Raw genomic sequence first — 14,919 nt, forward strand, 5'->3', positions numbered from 1 at the left:
GATGGGGAACTCAATGTCGTTCATCGGCCGTGACATGGCTGTCGACCTCGGGACCGCCAACACGCTGGTGTACGTCAGGGGTCGGGGGATCGTACTCAACGAGCCGTCCGTGGTCGCGATCAACACCAACACCGGTGGCATCCTCGCGGTCGGTGCCGAAGCGAAGAAGATGATCGGGCGCACGCCCGGCAACATCGTTGCCGTGCGTCCGCTGAAGGACGGCGTGATCGCCGACTTCGAGATCACCGAGCGGATGCTCCGCTACTTCATCCTGAAGATCCACAAGCGGCGGTATCTGGCTCGTCCGCGGGTCGTCGTGTGTGTGCCCTCGGGCATCACGGGCGTCGAGCGCCGCGCCGTCATCGAGGCGTCGTCCCAGGCCGGCGCCCGCCAGGTGCACATCATCGAGGAGCCCATGGCCGCCGCCATCGGCTCCGGGCTGCCGGTCCACGAGGCCACCGGCAACATGGTGGTGGACATCGGCGGCGGCACCACGGAGGTCGCGGTCATCTCCCTCGGCGGCATCGTCACCGCCCAGTCCATCCGCGTCGCGGGCGACGAACTGGACAACGCCATCATCCAGCACATCAAGAAGGAGTACTCCCTCCTGCTGGGTGAGCGGACGGCCGAACAGATCAAGATCACGATCGGTTCGGCGTACGACCTCGACACCGACGAGCACACCGAAATCCGCGGCCGCGACCTGGTGTCCGGACTGCCCAAGACCGTCGTCATCTCCGCGGCCGAAGTGCGCAAGGCGATCGAGGAACCCGTCAACTCCATCGTCGACGCGGTCAAGACGACCCTCGACAAGTGCCCGCCGGAGCTCTCCGGCGACATCATGGACCGGGGCATCGTGCTGACCGGCGGCGGCGCCCTGCTGCGCGGTCTCGACGAGCGGCTGCGCCGGGAGACGGGCATGCCGATCCATATCGCCGAGGACCCGCTGGACAGCGTGGCGCTCGGTTCCGGCAAGTGCGTCGAGGAGTTCGAGGCGCTCCAGCAGGTGCTGGACGCCCAGCCCCGCAGATGACACAACCCTCCGACTCCGCCGTACGGGATGTTCCCCTCTCGTACGGCGGATCGCTGGCATCGCGGCACAGGCTCCCCACAAGCCCCAAAAGCCCGTCACCATGCCACCCCCACATGTGAACAAGACGACACCTCATACCCGTTCTCGACGAGGAAGGCACGGCCGCCGCACGTGAGGGACACGAAAGAGAGCCGGCTGCTCCTGGTGCTGCTGATCGCCATCGCGTTCGCACTGATCACGGTGGACATCCGCGGCGGGGAGGATTCGCCGGTCGACGGCGCCCGGCAGGCCGCGGCGACCGTGTTCGGCCCGATCGAGAACGGCGTGTCCAGCGCGGTCAACCCGATCGGCAACGCGGTCACCGCCGTCCGCGAGTCCGGCGACCGGCACGACCGGCTCGCGGAACTGGAGCGGGAGAACACCGCGCTCAAGGCCGAACTCGGCAGCGACGACCGCAACCGCAGCCGCCTCGACCAGCTCGACAAACTGCTGAAGATCTCCGGCAAGGGCCAGTACGGCATCAAGGGCGCCCAGGTCATCGCCATAGGAGCGGCCCAGGGCTTCTCCTGGACCATCACCATCGACGCCGGCGCCAACGACGGCATCCAGCGCGACATGACCGTACTCAACGGCGACGGACTCGTCGGCCGCGTCACCACCGTCGGCCCCAACACCGCCACGGTGCTGCTCGCCAGCGACCCCGACTTCACCGTCGGCACCCGCATGGAGGCCGGCGACGAACTCGGCTTCGCCTCCGGCCAGGGCGACCGCCCGCTGCGCGTCGAACTCCTCAACGGCAAGGCCGAGATCAAGAAGGGCGACCGCCTCGTCACCTTCGGCTCGCAGGCCGACAAGCCGTTCGTGCCCGGCGTCCCCGTCGGCGTCGTCTCCCGCGTCGACCCACCCGGCGGCGACCTCACCCGCACCGTCTACGTCACGCCGTACGTCAGCTTCAGCAAGCTCGACGTGGTCGGCGTCGTCGTCCAGGCCCCCGAGAAGGACCCGCGTGACACGGTGCTGCCCAAGAAGCCCAAGCCGGTCCCCACGCCGACCGTGACGGTGACCGTCACCCCCTCCGCCCCTGCCGACGGCCAGTACCAGCAAGAGCAGTAGGAGCTGTCACCCCATGCGCGTCAACCGGATCCTGCTCTCCAGCTCGCTGATCGTCGTCGCCCTGGTGATCCAGGTGAGCGTCCTCGCCCGCCTCCACCTCCCGGGCGCCGTCCCCGACCTGCTGCTGCTCACCGTCCTCGGCCTCGCCCTGGTCTACGGCCATGTCGGCGGCGCCCTCGTCGGCTTCGCCGCGGGTCTCCTCGCCGACCTCGCCCCGCCCGCCGACCACGCCGCCGGCCGCTACGCCCTCGTGCTGTGCGTCATCGGCTATCTCGCCGGACTCGTCAAACCCGAGAGCGGCCAGGTGAAATCGGCCACCGGCCCCATGGTCGTGGTCGTCGTCGCCGCCGTCGGCTCCACCCTGCTCTACGCCGGTGTCGGCGCCCTCGTCGGCGACACCGCCGCCCGCCATGTCGGCCTGAGCTCGCTGCTGTTCACCGCCGCACTGTACGACCTGCTGCTCGCGCCGTTCGTCGTCCCCGGCGTCATGGCCCTGGCCCGGCGCGCCGAGAACGATCCGCTCGCCGAGACCGGCTCCGCCAAGTCCGGCGACATCTCCTCCGGCTGGCTCTCCGGCGGCACCGGACTGAACATCGGCAGCCAGAAGAGCGGCCTGCGCGTCAAGGCCGCCCGGGTCCGGGCGGCCCGCGCCGGACGCATCAAGGGGGTCAAGCGCCTGTGACCTGGCGGAACTTCACCGGAAAGGGTGAACGACGGTGGAACGCCGACACACCCGCCGGCCGTTCATCCCTCGTACCCACACTCCCGCACGCGCTCTGAGAGAGGAGGAAACCGCGTGACCAACATCCCCGAGACGGGCCGCAGCTCGCGGGTCCAGATCCGCCTCGTCGTCATCCAGGTCCTCGTCATCTCCCTCCTCGGCACCCTCGGCGGGCGCCTGTGGTACCTCCAGATCCGCGAGGGCGACCAGTACGCCAAGGAAGCCACCGGCAACCACGTCCAGCAGGTCGTCCAGCCCGCCGTCCGCGGCTCCATCCTGGACGCCCGCGGAGTGCCCCTCGCGGACAACGAGACGCGGCTGGTCGTCTCCGCCTCCCGCACCGAACTGCTGAAGATGAAGGACGACGGCAAGGCGGTCCTCACCAAACTCGCCGGCGTCCTCGGCATGACGCCGAAAGAGGTCAGGGAGAAGGTCCGGCTCTGCGACGCCGAAACCCCCCAGCCCTGCTGGAACGGCTCGCCGTACCAGCCCATCCCCATCACCGACGAGGCCACCCCCAAGCAGACCCTGCAGATCCGCGAGCGCGCCGAGGACTTCCCCGGCATCACCGCCGAACCCCAGGCCGTGCGCCGCTACACCGCCCCCGGCAAGGCCAACACCGCCCAGGTCCTCGGCTACCTGTCACCCGTCACCGACGAGGAGATCCAGAAGGCCCAGGACACCGACTCGCCGTACCTGCGCTCCGACATGGTCGGCCGCTCCGGCATCGAGCGCCAGTACGACAAGCAGCTGCGCGGCAAGGCGGGAGTCACCCGCTACGAGGTCGACAAGCTCGGCCGCGTCCTCGGCCAGTCCCAGGCCGACGCCGCCGAGCCCGGCGCCCACCTCGTCACCAGCATCGACGCCCGCGTCCAGCGCATCGCCGAATACCAGCTGGACCAGGCGATGAAGGACGCCCGCAAGGTCCACGACCGCAACACCGGTCGCACCTACGAGGCCGACTCCGGCGCCGTCGTCGTCATGGAGGCCAAGACCGGCCGCGTCGTCGCCATGGCCTCCAACCCCACCTACGACCCCAACGCCTGGGTCGGCGGCATCTCCGCCAAGGACTACGCCGCCCTCACCGGCGAGAAGTCCAACTACCCGCTGCTCAACCGCGCCACCCAGGGCCTGTCGGCACCCGGCTCCATCTTCAAGGTGGTCCCGACCGCCGCCGCCATACAGGCCGGCTACTCCTTCGAAGGCCCCTACGAGTGCTCCAGCTCGTACTCCATCGGCGGACAGGTCTTCAAGAACTTCGAGTCCCAGAACCACGGCCCGATCAGCCTCGGCCGCGCCCTGGAGGTCTCCTGCGACACCGTCTTCTACCGCCTCTCCCACGAGGAGTGGAAGCGCGACGGCGGCAACAAGCCGAAGAAGGAACCCAACGACTGGTTCTACAAGACCGCCCACCAGTTCGGCCTCGGCGAGACGACCGGCATCGACCTGCCCAACGAGGTCACCGGCCGCGTCCCCGACCGCCAGTGGAAGAAGGACTACTGGCAGGCCAACAAGGACGCCTGGTGCAAGAACGGCAAGAAGGACGGCAGCTACGCCGAGCGCATCGCCTACGAGAACTGCCTCGAAGGCAACCGGCTGCGCGCCGGTGACTCCGTCAACTACTCCATCGGCCAGGGAGACACCCTCGTCACCCCCATCCAGATGGCCACCATCTACGCCGCCATCTCCAACGGCGGCACCCTCTACGACCCCACCGTCGGCAAGGCCGTCATCAGCCCCGACGGCAAGACCGTCACCGAGATCGAGCCCAAGGCGCACGGCAAGCTGCCGACGAGCAAGAAGACCCTCGCCCAGATGGACGAAGCCCTCGAAGGAGTCGCCACCCGCGGTACGGCCGCGTGGCGATTCGGGGGCTGGCCACAGGACGAGATCCCGATGCACGCCAAGACCGGTACCGCCGAGGTGTACGGCAAGCAGACCACCTCCTGGTTCGCCACCTACACCAAGGACTACTCGATCGTCATGACGATCTCCCAGGGCGGTACGGGCTCCGGCGCCTCGGCCCCCGCCGTGCGCAACATCTACAACGCCCTGTACGGCGTCACCGAGGGCGGCGCCATCGACAAGAAGAAGGCCCTGCTGCCCACCCCCCAGAAGACCCTCCCCGAGGTCCGCACCGACGGCACCATCAAGTCCCCGAAGATCTCCAAGGACCCCGCCAAGAACCCCGCCACCCCCGCTCCCGACGCCGGCGCCACCACCCCGCAGGACGGCGACCCCGCCGACCCCCAGCAGGCCGGCACCACTCCCTCACCGGAGAACACCAACCGGGACACCCGCCGCCGCGAGCGACGACGGGGCGGCGGACCACGCCGCGGCGCCGGACGCCCACGCGCCCGCTCCCGCCACCGGTCCGCCAGGACCGCATCACCCGGGACGGCATCATGACCGGCGGCGTCAACAGCTTCCAGGTCTCCGGATACGGACCCGAGCGGACGGGCTGGACACGGGTCTTCGCCCGCGACTCCGTGGCCCGCCGCCTCGACTGGCCGATGCTGCTCTCGGCGATCCTGCTGTCCCTGCTGGGCTCGCTCCTGGTCTACTCGGCCACCCGCAACCGCACCGAACTCAACCAGGGCGACCCCTACTACTTCCTGGTACGGCACTGGCTCAACACCGGCATCGGACTCGCCCTGATGATCGGCGCCCTCTGGCTCGGCCACCGCGGCCTGCGCACGGCCGTGCCCCTGCTGTACGGCGCCTCGGTCTTCCTGATCCTGCTGGTGCTCACCCCGCTGGGCTCCACCATCAACGGCGCCCACTCCTGGATCAAGCTTCCCGGCGGCTTCTCCCTCCAGCCCTCCGAGTTCGTGAAAATCACGATCATCCTGGGCATGGCTATGCTCCTCGCCGCGCGAGTCGACGCAGGCGACAAGCCCTACCCCGACCACCGCACGGTCCTCCAGGCACTCGGACTCGCCGTCGTCCCCATGCTGATCGTGATGCTCATGCCCGACCTCGGGTCGGTCATGGTCATGGTCGTCATCGTGCTCGGCGTACTGCTCGCCTCCGGCGCCTCCAACCGCTGGGTCTTCGGCCTGCTCGGCGCCGGCGCCGCCGGCGCGGTCACCGTCTGGCAGCTCGGCATCCTCGACGAGTACCAGATCAACCGCTTCGCCGCCTTCGCCAACCCCGAACTCGACCCGGCTGGCGTCGGATACAACACCAACCAGGCCCGCATCGCCATCGGCTCCGGCGGACTGACCGGCTCCGGCCTCTTCAACGGCTCCCAGACCACCGGCCAGTTCGTGCCCGAGCAGCAGACCGACTTCGTCTTCACCGTCGCCGGGGAGGAACTCGGCTTCGTCGGCGGCGCACTGATCATCGGTCTGCTCGGCATCATCCTCTGGCGCGCCTGCCGCATCGCCCGCGACACCACCGACCTGTACGGCACCGTCGTCGCCGCCGGCATCGTCGCCTGGTTCGCCTTCCAGACCTTCGAGAACATCGGCATGACCCTCGGCATCATGCCGGTCACCGGACTCCCCCTGCCGTTCGTCTCCTACGGCGGCTCCTCCATGTTCGCCGTCTGGCTGGCCGTGGGCCTGCTCCAATCGATCCGCATACAACGCCCCATGTCCGCATAACGCCACCCGCCCGCGCCGTCCGGACCCCACATCACCGGTGCGGAGCGGCCCCCTGCCGCTCCGCACCCCCAGCCACTAGATTCAAGCCATGGCGGACACCAAGCGCGAGATCGAGCGGAAATACGAGTCGGACCAGAACGAACTGCCGGACCTCACCCGCGTCCCCGGCGTCGCATCCGTCCTCGACCAAGGTGTCACCCGCCTCGACGCCACCTACCACGACACCGCCGACGAACGCCTCAACGCGTCCGCCGTCACCCTCCGCCGCCGCACCGGAGGCTCCGACGCCGGCTGGCATCTGAAGTTCCCCGTCGCCCCCGGAGTGCGCGACGAGATCCGCGCCCCGCTCTCCGACACCCTCCCCGACGAACTCGCCGCCCTCGTCCGCTCCCGCGTCCGCGACCACGCACTGCTGCCCGTCATCCGGCTGCGCTCCGACCGCGCGGTACGCCACCTCCTCGACGCCGACGGACGGCTCCTCGCCGAGGTCAGCGTCGACACCGTCCACGCCCAGCGCCTCACCGGCGACGGCGGCACCGCCCAGTGGACCGAGATCGAGGTCGAACTCGCCGACGACGGCGACCCCGCCTTCCTCGACAAGGTCGAAAAACGCCTGCGCAAGGCCGGCGTACGCCCCTCCGCATCCGCCTCCAAACTGGCCCGGGCCCTGGCCGAGACCGCACCCGACGGCACCACGGCCCCCACGACCGCACCCGCCACCGCCCCCGAAGCCGCCCCGAAACAGAAACGGCGGTCACGGCCGGCCGGGAAACCCGTCACCGCCGCGGACCACGTCCTCGCCTACGTCCGCGCCCAGCGCGACGCCCTCGTCGAGCTCGACCCCGCCGTACGCCAGGACATCCCCGACTCCGTCCACCGCATGAGAGTCGCCACCCGCCGCCTGCGCAGCACCTTCCGCACCTTCCGCACCGTCCTCGACCCCGAGACGACCGACCCCGTCGCCACCGACCTGAAATGGCTGGCCGGCGAGCTCGGCCTGGACCGCGACCAGGAAGTCCTCGCCGACCGCCTCGGCACCGCCCTCGCCGAACTGCCCGCCACCCTCGTCCACGGCCCGGTCGCCGACCGCCTCGCCACATGGTCCCGGGCCCGGCACAGCGGAGCCCACGGCCGCGTCACCGGCATCCTCGACTCCCGCCGCTACCTCACCCTCCTCGACACCCTGGACGCCCTCCTCGCCGACCCGCCCCTGCACAAGAAGGCCGGAACCAAGCCGGCGAAGACCCTCACCAAGGCCGTACGCAAGGACTTCGACAAAGTCGCCGGCCTCGTCGCCCGCGCCCTCGACCTCCCACCCGGCACCGACCGCGACGTCGCCCTGCACGAGGCCCGCAAGAAGACCAAGCGCACCCGCTACGCCGCCGAGGCCGCCGCTCCCGCACTCGGCGAACCGGCGAAGGAACTCGTCGGCGCCATGAAGTCGCTCCAGGGCCTGCTCGGCGACCACCAGGACAGCGTCATGGCCCGCCAGACCCTGCGCGAGCTCGCCGCCGTCGCCCACGCGGCAGGAGAGAGCGCCTTCACCTACGGCGTCCTCCACGGCCGCGAGGAGCACCGCGCACAGGTCGCCGAGGCCGCCCTCCCCGAAGCCTGGACCTCGATCAGGAGGAGCACCGCCCTCTGAACGGCGTACGGGGGACCCCTCCGGCCGGGTTACGCTGGATGGTCACCCCTGTCAGCACACAAAGGTTCGCGAGATGCCTGCCGAAGCCGCCGAGTCTGTGAAATCCGTGTTTCCGCAGCTCGAAGCTCTGCTCCCGCATGTGCAGAAGCCGATCCAGTACGTCGGCGGAGAGCTCAACTCCACGGTCAAGCGTTGGGACAGCTGCGACGTCCGCTGGGCGCTCATGTACCCCGACGCCTACGAGGTCGGACTGCCCAACCAGGGCGTCATGATCCTCTACGAGGTCCTCAACGAACAGGACGGCGTTCTCGCCGAGCGCACCTACAGCGTCTGGCCGGACCTCGAGGCACTGATGCGCGAGCACCAGGTCCCCCAGTTCACCGTCGACAGCCACCGCCCGGTCCGGAACTTCGACGTGTTCGGCCTGAGCTTCTCCACTGAGCTCGGCTACACCAACATGCTCACCGCCCTGGACCTCTCCGGCATCCCCCTGGAGGCCAAGGACCGGACCCTGGATGACCCGATCGTCATGGCCGGCGGTCACGCCGCCTTCAACCCCGAGCCGATCGCCGACTTCATCGACTGCGCGGTCATCGGCGACGGCGAGCAGGCCGTCCTTGAGGTCACGCGGATCATCCGCGCCTGGAAGGAGGAGGGCCGCCCCGGCGGCCGCGAGGAACTCCTGTTCCGCCTGGCGAGGACGGGCGGGGTCTACGTCCCCGGCTTCTACGACGTCGAGTACCTCCCCGACGGTCGTATCGCCCGCGTCGTACCGAACAAGTCCGGCGTCCCGTGGCGCGTCTCCAAGCACACGGTGATGGACCTCGACGAGTGGCCCTACCCCAAGCAGCCCCTCGTCCCGCTCGCCGAGACCGTCCACGAACGCATGTCCGTGGAGATCTTCCGCGGCTGCACCCGGGGCTGCCGCTTCTGCCAGGCCGGCATGATCACCCGCCCGGTCCGCGAGCGCTCGATCACCGGCATCGGCGACATGGTCGACAAGGGCCTGAAGGCCACCGGCTTCGAGGAGGTCGGCCTGCTGTCCCTCTCCTCCGCCGACCACTCGGAGATCGGCGACATCGCCAAGGGCCTGGCCGACCGCTACGAGGAAGACAAGATCGGCCTCTCCCTCCCCTCCACCCGCGTCGACGCCTTCAACATCGACCTGGCCAACGAGCTGACCCGCAACGGCCGTCGCTCCGGCCTCACCTTCGCCCCCGAGGGCGGCTCCGAGCGCATCCGCAAGGTCATCAACAAGATGGTCTCCGAGGAGGACCTGATCAGGACCGTCGCCACCGCCTACGGCAACGGCTGGCGCCAGGTGAAGCTGTACTTCATGTGCGGCCTGCCCACCGAGACCGACGACGACGTCCTGCAGATCGCCGACATGGCCACCCGCGTCATCGCCAAGGGCCGCGAGGTCTCCGGCTCCAACGACATCCGCTGCACGGTCTCCATCGGCGGTTTCATCCCCAAGCCGCACACCCCCTTCCAGTGGGCCCCGCAGCTCTCCGCCGAGCAGACGGACGAGCGCCTCGGCAAGCTCCGCGACAAGATCCGCGGCGACAAGAAGTACGGCCGCTCCATCGGCTTCCGCTACCACGACGGCAAGCCCGGCATCGTCGAGGGCCTGCTCTCCCGCGGCGACCGCCGCGTCGGCGCGGTCATCCGCGCGGTGTATGAGGACGGCGGCCGCTTCGACGGCTGGCGCGAGCACTTCTCCTACGACCGCTGGATGGCGTGCGCGGACAAGGCCCTGGCCGAGTTCGGCGTGGACGTCGACTGGTACACCATCCGCGAGCGCACCTACGAGGAGGTCCTCCCCTGGGACCACCTCGACTCCGGCCTCGACAAGGAGTGGCTGTGGGAGGACTGGCAGGACGCCCTCGACGAAACGGAGGTCGAGGACTGCCGCTGGACCCCGTGCTTCGACTGCGGGGTGTGTCCTCAGTTCGATACATGGCCACAACTGAGCGAGAGCGGCAAGAAGCTGCTGCCGCTGACGGTCAAGAAGCCGGATCCGACCAGCTGAAATGAGGGAGCGGGGGATGACTGAGCCACTGCGGCGCATCGCTGAGGCTGTGGCGGATGCCACAGAGGATGAGGTGGCCGTGGTGCTCGGTTCCCTCGGGGCGGTGCAGACGCGGCAGGCGATCCGAGAGGCTCCTCGGACGCCTCTGCCGGCCGCTGGCGCTCCTGCGGGCATCCAGTCCGAGGTGGAGTGGGTCTAGCCGCCGTGCGAGAATCCGGGCGCTATGGGCGACACGTCGGCTGATCCGGCCATCAGGAGCTTTCTGGCACCGATCCAGGTCGGTGATCGCTGTAGTGGCACGGTGGCGGCCGTCACTTGATCTGAGGTGACCGTGACCCTGGACGGGTTCGCCGCTCGTCCACTCCGGGCAGTGGGGCCGCTGGATGTCTCTTGGCAACGGCGCCGGACCGATGCCGCTGTGGTCGGACAGCGCATCACCGCAGAGGTGCTCGCCGTGGATCTGGACGAGGGCCGGGCACGCACGACTGTCGATGGCAGCCACCGACAACCCGGGACTCTGGGCGTTCCTCAGCAGCTCCGCTTCGGCCAACGCCCGACCGGCACGGTGGCAGTGATCGAGCGGTTCGGCGTGTTCGTGGCGCTGGACCACCCGAACAGGAAGACTTGGTTGCCGTCCTTGGCGCACTTGGTGTTTGCCAGGAGAAGCAGGGAGCCGTGCGGGAGGTGCCGAGAACACTCTTGCCGTCCCCTGGGGCCTCCCCGGGCGTCCAGGCTGAGGTGGAGTGGGTGTGAGACGGGACTGGCAGTCGGCGCGACTCTGAGCGCTGGCGTCGTCGGGCCCTTCGTTCCCGTAAACCTACACTTTCGGGGAATTGGCGCACTGTGTTTGCTTGGTGATCCTTTTTGTGTCCGAAACGCCCTCCGAAAGGGATCCCATGCGCAAGTTTTTGCCCGTCGCGGCCGTGGCTGCTGCCGCCACCCTCCTAGCCGCCGGCCCGGCGGTCTCCTCATCCTCGGCTACGTTGTCGGCCGCAGCGATCTGTGAGATCGACCACTTCTGCCTCTACGAGTACTCCGACGGCACTGGTCGCCGAGGCAGTTACACGAAAGGGACGGACGACGTGAAGCGACAGAACATCCCCGCCGTGCGTTCCGCCTGGAACCGGACCAACGAGTACTGGTGTGTGTGGAGCCAGGACGAATACATGGGAACCAAGGTGATCGTCCAGCCCAACGAGGGGCTCAAGAGGCTCGGTGGTGCCTTCCGCTCCGCCCTGCCATCGAGCGCCGCCCGCTGCTGAGGCGGATACGACTCACATGCCGTGGGGCAGGTGCCGCCCCACGGCAACGGACACGGCGCCTTAAACCAGTCGGCGTTTGACGAGCGGCCCGACAGCAGTGTCTACCAGGCTGGCGGAGGTGGGAAGCAAGGGGTACGACGCGTGATGCGGGGAAAACGTGGGACGCCGCGCTCATCTTCCGCTGACCGCCGCGGCCGCAGTTGATCACGAGATTACAGGCTTCGCCGAAGCGGACTGGTGCTACGTGTACAATAAGTTCTCCATCATGCCATCGACACTGGGGTTGGAGATATTCGGTCCTGTCTGATGCGGCCTGTATTCGGCTACAGAGATGGAAATGTTGTACCGTCGCCCGGGTTCGAGTGGTATGCCAACCTTAACCTTTCTACTGAAGCCCTCGGAGGTGGTGCGCATTTGATGAAAACCGATCGCTGGTGGGTCGACTGGGTAAAGCGCTTTGTTGCCAGATCCGTCTTTGAGCCAGATCCAAACATCCAATGATCTTTCAGAGCTTGACCGCCATTCGGCGACCATGTAGAGGTCGTTGCCCTCTCTTACCCAGGTCGGGCGCACTTGTACTCCGGGGATGGCCGTCCAGTCGCGCCACTGGCAATCCTCTCCGCACTTTTGTACCTCCGGGCGGGTCGACGTTCCAGGACTGTCGGGCTCCGTTTTTGGTGGTTCAGTAGATGACTCGCGTACTTTTTTGTCGGCGGGAGCGGTATTAGTGGTGTCTGAGCTGGGGGAGGGTGTTTCCGCCGCGTCGGCGGAGCTGTCAATGCTGTTACCCTTATTCCCATTTCCGCAGAACGCGCCTGAATGGCAGGTAGTCTCGTTCTTCTCGCCGCTGCACCCTGTTAGGGGTAGCACAACAACAGCGGCTGTCGCTAGAGCTGCGATATAGCGGATGCTGGCGCTCATTTCCTTTTTACCGGATCGCCCTCTACGGCTTGGTGGGTTCATTTTTATCGCCGTTGATGCTGTTGCCGCTGTTGTTATCGCCGCAGACCGTATTCTGGCTACACTCGGTCCGTGACCCCTTGTTGTCGTTCTGGAAGATGCCAGTAATCACAGCTGCAATTACGGCACCAGTTGCGCCGATCGCAGCGACCCAGAGGGCCACCTTGTGACCCATGCTAAGCCCGGCCATATTGCCCCCAAGTAATTATCCGGTTACATAGGGTGTCTTTGTTGGTCCCCCCGTGCCCCGGACCGCTCCTTTATGGCACGGGATCGTAGCGCAATGAGCGAGGCTCCGGTGAAAGTCGAGAGCGCTTGCAGGTATCGAACTGATAGACACATGCGGAGAGTTGGCGTGACCGACGCTGCGGTGGTCCTGCGGAGTCGGGCTCCCTCGCTCCGGAGCGCTGGCAATCGGTACGGTCAAGGCTGTGTCCGGCGTGCGTCGGGTTGGTCACCCGTAGGCGTGCGCTGGTTGATCGCGCGCGACTTAGGGGAGCTGGTACGGGCATGGCGGTTAGCGTTGCTCGGGCGAAGAGGGGTTCACGTCGGAGAGGGCTGCGTGAGTGATGGGTGCTGCGTGCCGGGCGGGGGGCTAGATGACGAGGGCGCGGAGCTGATTCGGTTCGGGGAGAACGCTCTGTTCCGTCTGGCGTCGGTGCCCGTGGTCGTGCGGGTGGCGCGAGGGGAGGAGTGGCTGCCCAAAGCGCGTATCGAGGTGGCCGTGTCGCGGTGGTTGGCAGGTGAGGGCTTCCCTGGGGTGCGCATTCTAGATGACCTCGAACAGCCGCTCTCGATCGATGGCCACCCGGTGACCTTCTGGCATCTCATCCGTGAGGGTGACCGTAAGGCGACGTACGGGGAGTTGGGCGGCATGCTTCGGGATCTCCACTCGATGATCTTGCCGGCTGGGGTGGAGTTTCCCTCGTTTGATCCCTTCGGCAAGCAAGAGCTGCGGATCGACCGGGCCCCGATTCCAGAGGACGATCGGGTCTTCCTCCGGAAGCGTTGGTGTGAGCTGCGTGATCAGTTCGAAGAGCTGAGCTTCGAGACTCCCAAGGGACCTGTCCACGGTGACGCTCATGTGCAGAACCTCATGGTGGACGATCAGGGACAGGTGATCCTGATCGACTTTTGAGGCGTTCTGCTTTGATCACTCGGAGTGGGACTTGATGGTCACGGCCACGGAGCACCACAGCCTTGGATGGCAGACGGACGAGCAGTACGCCGACTTTGTGCGGGCCTATGGGCGGAACCTGTACGACTGGCCCGGCTATGACACGCTCCGGCGGCTAGAAGAGTTCGGTATGACGACGTGGCTGATGCAGAACGTGCGGGAGGACGAGAGGACGGCTGCCGAGTACTGTCGGCGCATCTCGGCCCTGCGGAACGATGACGCGCCTCGGGACTGGCGGCCGTGGTAGTCGCTACTCGTCGTCGTCCAGGCGGGCGAGTGCCTCGCTCACCTTCTCGTTGAACGCGACTACGGCGGGGTGGGCCGCGTGTGTGCTCACCTCGGCCTGGAAGTCGGTCACGTAGCGCTGGAAGCGGGAGGACTGGAGGGAGTCTCCGCCGTCGACTGCGAGACTCGCGGTGGTGACCGCGGCTTCCAACTCGCCGTTTATGAGCTGGCTCTGGGCGAGCACCATGCGGCAGAACCCCAGGGTGCGGGCGTATGCCGGGTCGGTGCTGTCGACGGCGCGCTGTGCCTGCTCGACGGCTTCCTGGCGCATCCGCAGATCACGGAAGCAGTGGCAGAACTCGCCCGTGAGTTCCGCCTCGTCGAAGTAGCTCAGCCATGCCGGGTCGTCGGCGCTGTCGGCCTGTTCGAAGTGGCGTGTCGCCTCGTTCATCGCACGGGCCGCACCGGCCTTCTCTCCTGCGCTGGAGAGGGCGCGGGCCTCCATGGCCCAATAGTTGGACATGGCGCGTGGGGTGGCTCGGCCCTTGGCTCCCTCGACGGCGGCGCGGGCGAGCTGGATGGCCGGGGTGTGGTTACCGAGGTAGTTCGCCTGGTGGCTGAGGTTGCCGAGGATGCGGGCGCCGAACATACGGTCGTCGATGACCTGGGTCAAACGGAGCGTGGACGACAGGTAGCGGTGGGCGAGCCGGTGGTTTCCGGTGTCGTACGCGGTCCACGCGAGGAGCTGGGAGACCTCGGCGGCGGCGCCGAATAAGGGCGGTGCCCACCTTCTCGCTGTAACTGACGTCCAGCAGCGGCAGGACTTCGTGGCGGAAGTAGTGGCGCAGTGCTTTGTGGCCGTGGCCTCCGCCGTACTTGAAAGTCGAGTTGCATGAACATGCCTGCGGTGTCCCTGATCGCGCGTACATCGCGCATACCGGCACGTTGGCGTCCGGGACGGTCGGCCTGGATGCCGTCGGGGCGCGCGATCATCCACGACAGGACGGCTGAACTGAGGTCGCCGTCGGTAACCATCAGCTGATCATCGGGGGGTGCCTCTATGTCTTTCGTCAAGCGAGGCGTGGGGGTCTGGGTTCGTAGAAGGCGCCGTCGCGGAGCATGGCGAACAGGACGCTGATGCGG

At 67.7% G+C, this 14,919-nt stretch carries 9 protein-coding genes and 2 pseudogenes; 9 read left to right on the forward strand and 2 right to left on the reverse strand.

Features of this window, described 5'->3' with window-relative positions; translation table 11 throughout:
* Window positions 1-13 precede the first annotated feature (13 nt).
* The 8 genes from AB0L56_RS28935 to AB0L56_RS28970 all read left to right on the forward strand — a co-directional run bounded on the left by AB0L56_RS28935 (window position 14) and on the right by AB0L56_RS28970 (window position 11,414).
* On the forward strand, window positions 14-1,033 hold the full coding sequence (locus AB0L56_RS28935) for a rod shape-determining protein (RefSeq protein WP_361023429.1): 1,020 nt from the start codon (window positions 14-16) through the stop codon (window positions 1,031-1,033).
* Window positions 1,034-1,204: 171 nt separating this feature from the next.
* Entirely contained in the window at window positions 1,205-2,146 is a 942-nt protein-coding gene (gene mreC / locus AB0L56_RS28940; protein WP_365428381.1) for a rod shape-determining protein MreC, read from the forward strand.
* Window positions 2,147-2,159: 13 nt separating this feature from the next.
* Window positions 2,160-2,828 carry a rod shape-determining protein MreD gene (mreD, locus tag AB0L56_RS28945; RefSeq protein WP_365428384.1) on the forward strand — a complete coding sequence of 223 codons (669 nt, stop codon included), beginning with the start codon at window positions 2,160-2,162 and terminating at the stop codon, window positions 2,826-2,828.
* 114 nt (window positions 2,829-2,942) lie between these two features.
* On the forward strand, window positions 2,943-5,276 hold the full coding sequence (gene mrdA, locus AB0L56_RS28950) for a penicillin-binding protein 2 (RefSeq protein ID WP_365428387.1): 2,334 nt from the start codon (window positions 2,943-2,945) through the stop codon (window positions 5,274-5,276).
* A complete protein-coding gene (rodA, locus tag AB0L56_RS28955; protein WP_361023186.1) occupies window positions 5,273-6,475 on the forward strand; it encodes a rod shape-determining protein RodA in 1,203 nt (400 codons plus the stop codon). Before mrdA ends, rodA begins: the two co-directional genes overlap by 4 nt.
* A gap of 88 nt (window positions 6,476-6,563) precedes the next feature.
* Window positions 6,564-8,120, forward strand: a complete 1,557-nt coding sequence (locus AB0L56_RS28960) for a CYTH and CHAD domain-containing protein (RefSeq protein WP_365428392.1) — start codon at window positions 6,564-6,566, stop codon at window positions 8,118-8,120.
* Window positions 8,121-8,193: 73 nt separating this feature from the next.
* Entirely contained in the window at window positions 8,194-10,152 is a 1,959-nt protein-coding gene (locus AB0L56_RS28965) for a TIGR03960 family B12-binding radical SAM protein (RefSeq protein ID WP_365428395.1), read from the forward strand.
* A gap of 896 nt (window positions 10,153-11,048) precedes the next feature.
* Window positions 11,049-11,414 (forward strand): peptidase inhibitor family I36 protein, encoded by a 366-nt coding sequence (locus AB0L56_RS28970; protein ID WP_365428398.1) that lies wholly within the window; start codon window positions 11,049-11,051, stop codon window positions 11,412-11,414.
* Window positions 11,415-12,357: 943 nt separating this feature from the next.
* On the opposite strand, the gene AB0L56_RS28975 is transcribed toward AB0L56_RS28970, so the two are convergent.
* Entirely contained in the window at window positions 12,358-12,537 is a 180-nt protein-coding gene (locus AB0L56_RS28975) for a hypothetical protein (RefSeq protein WP_365428401.1), read from the reverse strand.
* A 347-nt stretch (window positions 12,538-12,884) separates the two neighbouring features.
* Between AB0L56_RS28975 and AB0L56_RS28980 the strand changes: the two are divergent.
* Window positions 12,885-13,798: pseudogene (locus AB0L56_RS28980) on the forward strand (aminoglycoside phosphotransferase family protein).
* Between the two features lie 3 nt (window positions 13,799-13,801).
* Here AB0L56_RS28980 and AB0L56_RS28985 read toward each other — a convergent pair.
* Window positions 13,802-14,820: pseudogene (locus AB0L56_RS28985) on the reverse strand (sporulation protein); the annotation flags it as partial.
* Window positions 14,821-14,919 lie beyond the last annotated feature (99 nt).

Source organism: Streptomyces sp. NPDC052079, from assembly GCF_040680275.1.
Lineage (GTDB): Bacteria > Actinomycetota > Actinomycetes > Streptomycetales > Streptomycetaceae > Streptomyces.

Coding starts and splice junctions, on each gene's coding strand:
- AB0L56_RS28935 (WP_361023429.1), top strand. CDS start 14: ATGTCGTTCATCGGCCGTGACATGGCTGTCGACCTCGGGACCGCCAAC.
- mreD (WP_365428384.1), top strand. CDS start 2,160: ATGCGCGTCAACCGGATCCTGCTCTCCAGCTCGCTGATCGTCGTCGCC.
- rodA (WP_361023186.1), top strand. CDS start 5,273: ATGACCGGCGGCGTCAACAGCTTCCAGGTCTCCGGATACGGACCCGAG.
- AB0L56_RS28960 (WP_365428392.1), top strand. CDS start 6,564: ATGGCGGACACCAAGCGCGAGATCGAGCGGAAATACGAGTCGGACCAG.
- AB0L56_RS28965 (WP_365428395.1), top strand. CDS start 8,194: ATGCCTGCCGAAGCCGCCGAGTCTGTGAAATCCGTGTTTCCGCAGCTC.
- AB0L56_RS28970 (WP_365428398.1), top strand. CDS start 11,049: ATGCGCAAGTTTTTGCCCGTCGCGGCCGTGGCTGCTGCCGCCACCCTC.